Source organism: Phycisphaeraceae bacterium (assembly GCA_019636795.1).
Taxonomy (GTDB): Bacteria; Planctomycetota; Phycisphaerae; order Phycisphaerales; family UBA1924; genus JAHBWW01.
This window is the reverse complement of the sequence record JAHBWW010000004.1, coordinates 86,896-99,164: the sequence shown is the minus strand read 5'-3', so window position 1 is coordinate 99,164 and position 12,269 is coordinate 86,896. Positions and strand designations below refer to the sequence as shown.

Below are 12,269 nucleotides of genomic sequence, written 5' to 3'. Positions count from 1 at the left end.
GCGTGCGCCCTGAATCAGGAACTTTCTTGCACACTTGTCCCGGCCTGCTGCGGGTGCTGATCCCGATTCAGGTGTCCAGGTTCGGACTGGGCCTCCCCTACCGGCCCGTGGGATTCTTCGCCGAGTGTTCGATACAGCTCAATGACCAGAATGTCATCGTTCTGAGGCCCGGACTTGAACCGGTTGACCGCCCGCATGATGGTCGCGGGCCAGCGCTGCGTCTGGTCTGCCCAACCCTGGGCGATGATCTGCCGGAGCCCTGCAACTTCGAGCCTTTGGCCTGTGCGTGAGCTGACATCGGTCGCGCCATCGGTATAGGCGATGATCGAGTCGCCGGGCATGAAACGTCGCCTCTGCGGGTTGGGGTCGAACTCGATATCGGGCAGCGCGCCGAGCACGATCGCCGTCGCGTGCAGCTCCTCGATCTGTCCCGAAGAACTCCGCAGGAACGCCGGCGGGTGCCCGGCACTGGCGAACTCGAGCGTCGATGTCGTCGGATCAACGCGCATCACGATCCCCGTGACGAACACGGAATGATCGGCCAGGGTCAGGTACACGTATCGGTTGAGGGCAGCAAGAATCGCGCCCGGGCCCATATGGGTATTCTCCGCATAGAGCCGTGTGAGTTCGCCGTGCAGACGATTGACCGTCAGGGCCGCGGGAATCCCGTGCCCGGTGACATCGAGCACCGCGGCGCTGAGGGCTTCGTCCCCGCCGCGCTGCCCGGGCGAGATGTGTGCGTGCAGGTAGTCGCCACCGATCTGGCTCATGGGTTCATAGACAAACGCCAGGCGAACGCTGCCCGTCTCGCGGGGCGGAGGGAACGCCGCCTCGTGGATCAGTCTCGCATCGACCAGTTCCTGCCGCATCTGGTGGTAGCGATGCCTGAAATATTCGACCATCTCGCGCGACTGCTCGCGCCAGTTGCGCACCACCGAAATGACGATGCCCGGCATGCACAACCCGCCTCCGACGAGGATGAACCCGGCCCTGCCCAATCCGACCGGTGCCTCGGCGATGATGGCCAGACACGCGATGACCAACGCGCCGGCAGCGGGCAGGACTGTCCGCAGCGGGGTCCAGGGCAGGAGGATCGCCCCTCCCGCGTGCGCCACCAGCACCCCGACCAGAAACGAGCCGGCGCGAGGGTCGAACCCGAAGACCAGCCGCACCGCTCCGAACGAGGCCTCGACAAGCGTCATCAGGATCGACACCCGCAGGAGCAGCACGCCCCCCGATTTGAGCATCGCGACCACGGCCAGCGCGACATACGACAGGCCCCAGACGATATCGACACCGATCGCGGCATCCGGGTACGAGCCGATGCTGCGAAACGCGCTGACGCGCAAGGCCGCCATCACCAGCCCGACCACAAAGCCGATGGCCAGCAGCAGCAGGAGTTGGCGGCGCACTCTCGGTTCCTGCTCGGGTGTGATCGGCGGATCGAGCATGCGCCAGATGCTTTCGCCGAGCATGGATTCGGTTGTCTGGAGTGGGTGCATGATCTCGCCGGGCCGCCTGTCTTCGAGCCGAAGCGTGATCGTAGGTCTGGCGCAGGTTGCTGAACACTAACTCTTGCGATTTGCCCCGGGAATCCAGAGCACATCGCCCTTCCCGCCGTCGTTGGCGACGCGCGAAAGCACGAAAAGAAGGTCGCTGAGGCGGTTCAGATAGACCGCCGCGAGCGGATTGGTGCGTTCGGCATCAACCGCCATGAGGGAAACGACGCGGCGCTCGGCCCGGCGGGATTCGGTGCGGGCGTGGTGCAGGCGAGCCGCCAGTTCGCTGCCGCCGGGGAGGATGAAACTGGTCAGCGGCGCAAGGGCTTCGTTGTGCTGGTCGATCGCGTCTTCGAGCCGATCGATCTGCGACTGAACCACCCGCAGCCTTTGCTTGGCGTCGATCGGCACGCATAGATCGGCTCCGACGTCGAAGAGATCCTGCTGGATCGAGCGCAGCAGATCAGCGATCGCCGACTGCCCGGCTGCATCGGCCGCGACAACCGCCAGGCCCATCGCGGCGTTGGCTTCGTCGACCGCGCCGTAGGCTTCGACGCGGGCGTCGTCCTTGGCGACGCGCGAGCCGTCACCCAGGCCCGTCGAGCCGTCATCACCGGTGCGGGTATAGATCTTGTTGAGTTTGACCATGGCTCAGCCTCCGATCCGGTACAGTATCGTGCCCGGCGGCGGAACGTGAACAGACACGAGAGCGAGCGTCGGGCGCGCGTGTGAACGCGAGAAAGTGAGTGAGCGCGTGCCGGAAGCCATCGAGAGGGGGCTGAAGTTTCGCTGGAAGACCGCGCCGTGCGCCGCTGGCGGCCCGCTGGTCGAGCGTGTGCTCGCGCGGCGCGCGATTGCCCAGCCCGAGGCCTTCCTGAATCCATCGCTGAGCCAGCTTTCGGATCCATCTGTGATTCCCGGCGTCGATCGCGCGGCCGAGCGGCTGCTGTCGGCAGCGCGGGCGCGCGAGCCGATCGTGATCTACGGCGACTACGACGTCGACGGCATCACGGCGACGGCGATTGTCTATCGCATGCTCCGCGCGATCGAGCCCGAGGCGCGCATCACGACCTACGTCCCCCACCGCATCGACGAGGGCTACGGCCTGAGCGCTGAGGCGATTGCAGCGCTCGCGGCCGAGGGCGCGCGCGTGATCGTGAGCGTCGATTGCGGCATCACGGCGGTCGAGCCTGCCCGCATCGCGCGCGAGGCCGGCGTCGATCTGATCATCACCGATCACCACAACCCGCCGGCGGATGGCGCGCCGCTGCCGGGGGCGTTTGCGATTGTGCATCCGGCTCTGGCTGGCGAGGCGAGCACGCTGCGCGATCTGTGCGGCGCGGGCGTGGCGTACAAGCTGGCGTGGCGGCTGGCAACGATGGCCAGCGGGGCCGCGCGGGTGCACGACGACCTGCGCACGCTGCTGATCGATCTGCTCGGGCTGGTCGCGCTGGGCACGATTGCCGATGTCGTGCCGCTGGTGGGCGAGAACCGCGTGCTCACACACTTCGGCCTCGGGCGGATTCGTTCAACGCCGTTCATCGGCCTGCGGGCGCTGGTCGCGGCGTCGGGGCTGGCCAAAGAGTCGATCGACACCGAGCGTGTCGGCTTCAGTCTTGCCCCGCGCATCAACGCCTGCGGGCGCATGGGGCACGCGCGCGAGGCGATCGAACTGCTCTTGACTGATGATCTGTCGCGGGCCGAGGCGATCGCGTGCGAACTTGCGAGCCTCAACGACCAGCGCCGCGCGACCGAGCGCGCGATCGTCGATGAAGCCAGCCAGCTGGCCGAGGCTGCGGGGATGACCGGCGCGGACCGGCGCGCGATCGTGCTGGCGCATGAAGCGTGGCATCCGGGGGTGGTGGGCATCGTGTGCAGCCGCCTGGTCGAGCGGTTCAGCCGTCCGGTGCTGCTCATGCAGCGGCAGGCCGAGCGTTCGACTGGGTCGGGGCGCTCGATCGACGGGTTCAACCTGCACGCGGCTCTGGCGGCGTGCGCGGGGCACCTCGAATCGTTCGGCGGGCACGACATGGCGGCGGGGCTGAGGGTGCGGCATGAATGTTATGATGCGTTTGTCGAGGCTTTTCTCGATCATGCGGGCGAGCAGCTCGCGCCGTCGGATCTGGTGCGCACGCTCGAATATGACGTGGACGCGACGCTGGGCGAGTTCTCACTGCGCGCGGTCGAGGATCTCTCGCGTCTGGCCCCGTTCGGACGCGGCAATCCGCCGGTGCGGCTGCGGGTGCGCGGCGGGCGGCTCAACGCGGCGCCGCGGACGATGGGCGCGCGCGGGGCGCATCTTACATTTGATCTTGCGGGCGGCGAAGAGCGCGGGGGCTCAGAGGGTCCTGGTGGTTCGGGGGGCAGAGTCGGGGGCGTGCGCGTCGTCGGGTGGAACTGGGGCGATGTTGCAAGCCAGCTGGGCCCGGGCGCGACGATCGACGCGATCCTGACGCCCAAACTCTCGACCTGGGGCGGGCGCACGAAGGTGGAGGCGGAACTGGCGGATTTGCGCGTAATCTGAGACCGCGCGAGCCTGTTATGCAATATCACAAGTCCGGGCACCGGGCGATTGCGCGAACGCACTACGCGAACCAATGAAAGCGGCCCCGGCGTTGTCTTCCGGGGCCGCGCGAGTTGAGAAGGGCGAGCGGTTCAGGCCGCGAGGGTCAGGCCCGGGTTGTCCTGCTGCTGGGGCGCGGCGCCGAAGTAGAGGATGGTGGGATCGGATGGATCGCTGAATCCGCCGCCGCGTCCGGCGACGATCTTATAGGTGACGGCCAGGGAGCCCGCGGGCACGTTCGAATCGGTGAACTTCTGTTCTTCGCTCACGCCGACCATGACGTAGGGGGTGTTCTGATTGTCGGGGCTGGTGAGCGAGCGGAAGACCTGGAATGAGGTTCCGCCGCGTCGCGTGCATTTCCATTTGAGGTGGACGATGCCGCTGGTCGAGAGCGTCGCGATCAGGTTGGTCGGGATGGGCGGCGCGCCCAGCGGCGAAGGATCGGCGGGCTCGGGCACGTCGGCCAGGACGTAGACCTGCGGGTTGCCGGTGGTTTCGGCGGTGGTCTTGATGTTGCGAATCAGGAGGCGGCCCAGTTCGTTCAGGGCATCGGAGGCGATATAGAAGTTTGCCGTCGCGCTCATGGCGTTATTGCGCTGGATATGGGCGGAGGTATAGGCAGCCCTTGCTGCCGAGACGCGCGTCTGCAGATTCGTGATTTGGCCGGAAGACAAACCAAGGGTAGAAGCCGAAATCGCCCAAAGGGCCAGTCGTTGCTCGAACCATTCGAGTTTTTCAAGTCGATTCGGGGGAAGCACTGTCATGAGCGATCTCCTTGTGTGTGATGTGATGATGAATGTGAATCTGTTTTCTTCATGTTGTGCCTTCCTTATGAACAATGGCTGCAGCACACACAGCGCGTGCTGCGGTGAATGAAACAAGCGGCTGCACATCACGCCGCTCACAGTGCTGGTGGTATCGAACGAGACGCGCGAGGTTGTTGAATATTTTGGTATGTGCAGAAGCGCGGCAGTGTCGGCAGATCTTGCGCCTTGCCTGCATGTGCCACCGATCCGCGGCTCTGTGTTCACAGCAGATCGCAAACCCCGAGCCCTGAATGGGTGACCCACCGTGCCACTGACCTGTCCTCAGGTCAGTGCGGTGCCCAGACGACGAACCACTGATCCGAATACGGGTCAGTGGCACAAGTTACGGGCACCGAGCGGGACGACGGATTGGTGTCATCACGCCGATCTAAGGGTGGGAGTTTTAACTAGTGGGCGGTTGGTGATTTGTAGACGTGCCCTCGGCCACATTCACGAGCTGCACCAACACGCCGTAGTACTCTTGGGAAATGTGAGATGTCTTCAGTGACTGGAATACCTCTTCCTTGATTCGACTCAGAACCGCCTTCCGCTTTCCCCTATCTTTCTCTACAAGTTGGAGCCACTTATCGATCGCAGATAGTTTGCCGGGGCCCTCTGGAATAGCGAGCATCGCGGCATCTGCCGCAGGCACATCCTCTGCTGCAACTCGCATAGACGCCGCAACCAAGACGGCAGACACGATGAAATCTTCGGCGGTCTGCCATTCCGTTCCGTCACCCAACTCGTCGTATCGAACCCAGGCGCCATCTCCCTTAAAAGATCGTTGCCCTTCTCGGGCGGGGCCGTCGCCGTCTGAGACAACGAGGTATCTCCTTCCCGCCAAGTCCAAGAGTGGGGTGACTCTCGGAACATCTTTGATTCCACGGACATAGCATGTTCCAAATTCCTTTAGTGCCTTCGCCGCAGCGAACTCCTTGGGTACGCGGGAGAGAGCGGTTTGAAACAGGACGCGATCGCGACGGCCCTCAAAGACCAGATTCCTCGCCCGAAGAATTTCGAAAACAGAAGCTCCGAGGGCATTGTATAGGATCTCTTCATCAACAATGTTGTCCCCATTCGCCTCAGATACCGTCGTTGTCTCATCCGCTTTCTTCACCAATAGATGGCGCTCAATGTGCTCCCGGTCTATCATGAACACAGAGTGGCTCGCGCACACAACATAGCTCGTCTCCGCAATCTTCATGAGCTCGTCTCGAAGGTACCGCACGCCCGACGGGTGCAGGCCCAGATCCGGGTCGTCGATAAGCAGAAGCGCTCCGTCCATCTCTTCATTGCGCACGGATGCGGAAATCATTAGCAAAAACGTGACGAATCGTTTGAACCCGTCGCTTCGGCGGGAGAGGTCGTACACATTGTGGACATCCCGAATCGTCGCCTCAATCGAGCTTCCGTTTTCCGCAAGCGACAGCTCGATTCCCTGGTATTCCGGCCACACCTCCCGGATGTGTTTGGTAGACTGAGCCGCAACGCGATTCAACAGATTCCGAAAGCCATTGCTTCGAGCCCTGCTGGCATCTATCGCCTCGGCGGGGTCTTCTTCACCCGCAAGGGTGAACATCTGTCGCAAGGGCTCACACGACTGCGGATCGGCTGCGAATTCCGCTATGTCCACCTTGCCAGGTAACACCATATCATCCGAGTACTGCCAGAAAACGACATCTGGTAACGAACCAGATACGCGCTCAGTCACAGCTTTGCTTATCATCTTACTCAAGTCCAAGAAAGTCGCGGTGCGGAATGAGGTTCGTGCCGCTTCCGGAACAACACTGATGTCATACAGACTTCCCGGAATGGCGGACACCTGCGCGTTCTCGATAAGGACATGCGCTTTCGCGCCGTCAACGAGCGCAAAAAGCTCACAGTTCATCGCTAAGCTGTCTGAGAGCTTCCAATGCGTAGCTTGCTTAGTGCGCGAGAGGAGGATCGCCTGAAACAACCCCTCTCGAATTCGTCTCACGATCTCGGCGAGTGATAGGTCCGTGCTCCCATCGAGCATGGCGACGTCTGAGAGCTTGCGACCGTGTACTAGAGATTGCAGCCGCTCCGCAATCGCGACGGTGTCTGATTGGTCTAGCGTAAAGACGAAGCGAATGAATGCTTCGGTGTACGGTGTTTCATCTTGACGAACTTCGCGGAGATCGTCTTTGGTGAGAATATGGCTTTCGTCCAAGTGGCGCAACGCCTCAAGAATGTTGGACTTCCCCGCCTCGTTCTTTCCGACAAGGGTTCGGAATCGCGGAGTGAACTCCACTGTCGCGTTTTCCACGGACCGAAAGTTTCTGATGTGAACACGACGAAGCTGCATACTAGGCCTCCGCACGGCGGCCACTGCCGTGCCTATGAATCGCAACGGGGCCCCCCGAGGTTTTCGGGCTGGCCTCTCTTCTGGACACTACATCTTCCCCACATGTTCCTCGTCCAGAATCTCCTGGACCGAGATCAACTTGATGATGCGCCCCGTCTTCTTGTAGAACGCGGCGGCTTCGCGCTGGGCGTCCGCACTGTAACCGAAAGCGACGAAGAAGCCGCGGGTGCGGTCCTCGCGGGCCATGACGGCTTCGAACTGATCGATGTCCGGGCGGCCCACCTTGTCGGTCTGCTTGACCTGCACCGGGAACCAGTCGTCCATGAACATCGTCTCGCCGGTCACGCCATGTTTGTTTTTCGTGCCCTTGGCTTCATCCTGCGGCCGCGAGCCGACGGGGTAGATGCGGCCGTCGATGCCCATGTCGCCGACCTGCGTCTTGTTGGGAATGCCGCCCAGCGCGATGACGGCCCAGTTCTCGAACTCGAAGGGCGGGAGTTTCTTTAACTTCTCGATCGTCCACGGCAGATCGCGGACAACGAAAGCATCAGCGCGGCGAGCTTTCCACAAAGGCTCAGACTCCTTCATGCCGCAGACATCGCGGAGCCGCTTGGCCATGACCCGGCAGGCGGTGGGCGAGATGTCGATCCCGATCCACTGGCGGCTGAGGTTCTGAGCAGCGACGAGCGCCGTGCCGCAGCCGCAGAAGGCGTCGAGGACGATGTCGTTGGGGTTGCTGGAAGACTTCACGATTCTATCGAGCAAGGCGATGGGCTTTTGGGTCGGGTAGCCAAGGGACTCCTTCGCCTGCGAGTTGATCGGCGGGATGTCCTCCCAAACCGTATCGACAAGGACGCCTTCTTGTTCATCGAGGTAACGCTTCAGTCGTGGCATTCCGCCAGCCTTCTTTGGCCAATAGATCCGCCCCTCCTTATCCATCGCATCAAGCTTGTCGACTGTGAACTTCCAGTGATTCCCCTTAGCGCCGATGTCAATGCCTCTGAACGGAAGGCCTGATCTACCGTTTCGAATGCCTTCCGCTGTCAGGTTGTCAAGGGAGTAGCGGCGTCCGGTGCCTTCTTCGATGTTGCTGTAGTGCTGGTCAATGCGTGCTTGGCTGTGGGGCTTAAACTGGCGATGGAACGTGTGCTGCTCCCCACCCACATAAAAGAAGAGCGAGTCGTGATTATTGGGAAACGAGTGGAAGGTCTGTGACTTGGCTGTAGTCCGACGCCAAATGATTTCGTTCCGAAATGAGTTCTCGCCGAGAATCTGGTCGAGCATGACCTTGACGTAGTGGCTGGCATGCCAGTCGCAGTGGTAATAAAAGCTGCCGGTGTCCTTGAGGACGCGGGCGAGTTGCACGCAGCGCGGTCGCATGTACTCGATGTAGGCCTGCGTGCTGGCGTGGCGGTCTTCGAAGGCCCGCTTTTCCTTGGTCTCGCCCCAGAAGACCTCGTAGTTGCGGTTGGAGTTGAAGGGCGGGTCGATGTAGACGAGGTCGACGCATTTGTCGGGCAGGTTGGCGAGTTGTTCGAGGCAATCGCCACACCAGACGACGCGGGTGTCGACGAGGGACGATGGACGGCTTCGCGCGGGTGGTTCGGCAGGGGCGGCGGGCGTGCGTCTGACTACCTTCGCGGGATCTGGCGGCGAGGAGGGCGCGGGCGGCGGGGGTGGTTGCTTCTGTCGTGTGCGTTTGGCCATCGGCGGAAAGTATAACGGAACAACCCGGTTCTCGCGCCGGGGCCACAGGCCCATCGGAAACCCGAGCGCACTGAAAGAGCGATGTGTCGCGCCGCTGGACTGGCGTGAACTCAAGGTGACAGGAGCGGGAATCGACGCCTCGTCGTGGCCATGCAGAGCCATGACCACGGCACCCTGCCCCCGGATCGTGCGGCCCGCACCAACGCACGCGATCAAACCTCTTCAAGGAGTTCGACTGCATCTCCTTCGGACTCGGATTCGAGGATCAACTGACGGTTCAGCCACGCCTCGCGTGCAGCCGGGTCGGCGGCGATTCTTTCCTCGATGGCGAGCGATTCGCGGTACTGCCGCGCCTCGGCGAGCATGGTCCATTTGGCCTCCACACCCAGCACATCAATCTCGCGACGAATGTCGGTCAGAGGCGCCCTGAAGAACTCCTTGCGATGATTGACCTTGTTGATCTGATTCAAGAGAAAATGCTTGTGCAGCCGGGTCTCGAGTGCAGGGGCATCTTCGGAAAAGATCACGGCATGAACATCGAACTCGAAGGGCACGCTGGCATCGCCCAGTTCACGCACCCGATCAAGCGGATCCAGACGCCGCGTCAATCCGATCTTGTAGACATCCTCGCCGAACGAACCGACATTCGAAATGATGTAGACATGCCCGCGCCTGGTCTGCTGGGCCATCGACAACGCCCGCTGGTTCTTCTCTTCGGCCTCGGCAAGCCGTCCCGCCAGTTCGGCCAGTTGCGCCTCGAAGGCGGCCCGTTGCTCGCTGGTCGCAGCAGCGATGCGTGCTTCAGCTTCGGCCATAGCCTTGCGCAGAGCCTCTTCTTCCTTGGCGGCCTGCCTGATCGCCTTCTCATACTCGCGCCGCGCCTTTTCTTCCTCACGGATACGCTCACGAATCTGCCGCTGCTCCTCCTGCTCGCGCTGTCGCAGTTCGAATGCGATGACGGCCCACCGCAGTTCTTCGAGGCGTGATGCGAGGTAGGCCTCGGTGATCCGCGCGTCGCGGAATGGTTTTCCGCCGAAATTGACAATCGTGAATGCATCGCGGATCTCGGCTTCGAGCGTGCCGACGTTGTCGTGTCGCACGCGCGACAGGATCGAATCAACCTTGCCGTTGAACGCGTCGAGAACGAAGCGTGCAGCCCCCTTGGCCCGGCTCGACTCGGCATAGTCACAGGTCGCCGCATGCCCCCCCCGCGACCATCGCGGCTGAGTGTTCTCTGGCCATTTTCAGGTGCCGCCCTGCGTCCTTGTGGCTGAACTCCTCGGCGAGTTCGTCGAGAAGCCCCGAGGCCGGTGCCAGGTACGCATCGCCATAACCTTCGACGATGTTGCGCATGGCGCGTGCAGTCTGCTCAAAGCGATCTGCATCGCGCACCGCCTCATAGGCCTTTCCCGCGATCCTCTCGGCATGCTTTTCGGCATCGGCGATGATTTGCTCTGAACGCATCGCCGCGGCCGATAGAGCCATCTGAGCCTCTGCGAGTTGCTCTTTGGCCTTGGTGCGGGCTGCGGCAGTCATGGCATCAGCCTCCACCTTGGCGTTGGTCACAGTGCTGTCAGCCTCCATCTGCGCCCCGGTGGTGAGGATGCGGGCCTCAGATTCGGCCGCTTCCAGTAGAGCTGCCGCCTTGGTTGCCGCAGCGGAGGCCGCACTGCGAGCCTCATGAACCTCGGCTTCGAGAGACATCACTCGCTTGTGCTCCAGAAACCACATGACACCCGCATAGCACGCTCCGCCCAGCGCGAACATGAACAGGAAGAAAAGTAGAATGACCATCAAAGAACTCCTTGCAGCCGAAATGCGTGGTTGGGATTTCGAAGCGATCTTATCAAAATCCTGACCGCCATTATGAGTCGTTCACCACACTGGGCAGGCGGATTGCTCGGTGCGGAGGGCCACCAGCCCCTTTTATCGGGGGATCAACCGCCTTCGCACCCTCGATAACGCGGTTGTGACGGTCCGAAGGTCCCATATGGCGCGCCGAATTGTCATTGCGCCGCGCGTTGACACGACAATTCGGCGCGTCAAGATCATTTATCGTCGCGCCGACACGACAATTCGGCGCGTCAACACGACAATTCGGCGCGTCAACATCATCTATCGGCGCGTTGACACGACAATTCGGCGCGTCAACATCATCTATCGGCGCGTTGACACGACAATTCGGCGCGTCAACATCGTGTATCGGCGCGTCAAAACGATCTATCGGCGCGTCAACATCGTTGATCGGCGCGCCGCAGAAGCTGTTCGGCGCAGCAGGCACGCCCCCGGGCGGGTCACTCGGAGGCTTCGTCGGCGTTGCGGCCCTGGCCGGATCGGTTGCTGCGCGGGGTGGGTGCCCGCCGCCGGGTTGATCGAGTCGTGCGACTGCATGCCGCTCGCCCGCGGCCGCCCGGGGCGGGACACATCGAAACACAGTGCCGGACGAAAGCCGGACTTTGCAATTTTACGTGACGGGAGTGTGAGTCGGGTCAGAGAGTTGCGCTTGGAACCGTGGGAGGTGCCTCAGTCGCGTCTGAGGAGTTCGAGCCGGCTGGCCGTCAGACTCGCAGGAGCGGTCAGCCACCGACCGTTGTCGATCGCGCCGGCAGCCGTGATCAACGAGCCGACACCGCAGATCGCTGCCATTGAAACCAGCAAGGAGCAATACAACATGTCAACACACAAGCGTCTTGTCAGTCTCATCGTCCTTGGCGGCGTTGCCGCAGCCGCGGGTGCCGGGCCGAGCAACATGATCCTCAACGGCAGTTTCGAGAACAACACAGCCGGAGGAACGCTGTACAACCTGGTCAACGCAGACTTCAGCACCATCATGGCCAATGCCACCGCGTTCGGCACCTCGCAGGAACTGGACATCATGCATACCTCCAACTTCTTCGGCCTCGCGCCGGTGGACGGAGACTACAAGGTCGCGCTGCACTATCGCGCCGACGGCGGGGTCGATGCGTTCTCGTTCGACCTGTCGAACTCGATCGTCGCGGGCCGTCAGTACACGGTCTCGTTCTGGGCCCAGACCGTCATGGACTTTGACCCGGGACGCGAGCCGCTGCTCATCGGGATCTCGAGCTCGGCCACCGACTTTGGCACCCAGGTCTTTTCGACCGGTCCGATCTCGCCCAGCAGCTGGCAATACTTCGAGCACACGTTCATCGCCGGCAGCGACGCGGCGTACCTGACCGTCGCCAACGGCACCGGACCCAATCCGACGTGGATCCATGTCGATGATTTCCGTCTGGTGCCCGCGCCCGGCTCGGTCGGTGTGCTGGCCCTGGGCGGGCTGGTCGCGATGCGCCGCCGCCGCTGAAACGCCACGGCGCAAGCCCGATCGCCACACTTGCCTTTGAACCAGC

General features: G+C 62.4%; 9 protein-coding genes. 2 read left to right on the top strand and 7 right to left on the bottom strand.

The window, feature by feature from the left end; translation table 11 throughout:
• Positions 1–14: 14 nt before the first annotated feature.
• Both KF757_09530 and KF757_09525 read right to left on the bottom strand, forming a co-directional pair.
• Positions 15–1,502, bottom strand: a complete 1,488-nt coding sequence (locus KF757_09530) for a serine/threonine-protein phosphatase (GenBank protein ID MBX3323216.1) — start codon at positions 1,500–1,502, stop codon at positions 15–17.
• A gap of 66 nt (positions 1,503–1,568) precedes the next feature.
• Positions 1,569–2,147, bottom strand: coding sequence for a cob(I)yrinic acid a,c-diamide adenosyltransferase (locus KF757_09525; protein MBX3323215.1), 579 nt, complete (start codon positions 2,145–2,147; stop codon positions 1,569–1,571).
• 94 nt (positions 2,148–2,241) lie between these two features.
• On the opposite strand from KF757_09525, the gene recJ reads away from it, so the two are divergent.
• Positions 2,242–4,023, top strand: coding sequence for a single-stranded-DNA-specific exonuclease RecJ (recJ, locus tag KF757_09520; GenBank protein MBX3323214.1), 1,782 nt, complete (start codon positions 2,242–2,244; stop codon positions 4,021–4,023).
• Positions 4,024–4,154: 131 nt separating this feature from the next.
• Here recJ and KF757_09515 read toward each other — a convergent pair whose 3' ends face one another.
• The 5 genes from KF757_09515 to KF757_09495 all read right to left on the bottom strand — a co-directional run bounded on the left by KF757_09515 (position 4,155) and on the right by KF757_09495 (position 10,695).
• Positions 4,155–4,967, bottom strand: a complete 813-nt coding sequence (locus KF757_09515; GenBank protein MBX3323213.1) for a hypothetical protein — start codon at positions 4,965–4,967, stop codon at positions 4,155–4,157.
• A 304-nt stretch (positions 4,968–5,271) separates the two neighbouring features.
• Positions 5,272–7,194 carry an AAA family ATPase gene (locus tag KF757_09510; GenBank protein MBX3323212.1) on the bottom strand — a complete coding sequence of 641 codons (1,923 nt, stop codon included), beginning with the start codon at positions 7,192–7,194 and terminating at the stop codon, positions 5,272–5,274.
• Between the two features lie 87 nt (positions 7,195–7,281).
• Positions 7,282–9,063 (bottom strand): restriction endonuclease, encoded by a 1,782-nt coding sequence (locus tag KF757_09505; GenBank protein MBX3323211.1) that lies wholly within the window; start codon positions 9,061–9,063, stop codon positions 7,282–7,284.
• Positions 9,064–9,113: 50 nt separating this feature from the next.
• Positions 9,114–10,001 carry a GIY-YIG nuclease family protein gene (locus KF757_09500; GenBank protein ID MBX3323210.1) on the bottom strand — a complete coding sequence of 296 codons (888 nt, stop codon included), beginning with the start codon at positions 9,999–10,001 and terminating at the stop codon, positions 9,114–9,116.
• An 85-nt stretch (positions 10,002–10,086) separates the two neighbouring features.
• Positions 10,087–10,695 carry a hypothetical protein gene (locus tag KF757_09495; GenBank protein ID MBX3323209.1) on the bottom strand — a complete coding sequence of 203 codons (609 nt, stop codon included), beginning with the start codon at positions 10,693–10,695 and terminating at the stop codon, positions 10,087–10,089.
• A gap of 196 nt (positions 10,696–10,891) precedes the next feature.
• On the opposite strand from KF757_09495, the gene KF757_09490 reads away from it, so the two are divergent.
• Positions 10,892–12,223: a hypothetical protein gene (locus KF757_09490; GenBank protein ID MBX3323208.1), complete on the top strand. Its 1,332-nt coding sequence runs from the start codon at positions 10,892–10,894 to the stop codon at positions 12,221–12,223.
• Positions 12,224–12,269 lie beyond the last annotated feature (46 nt).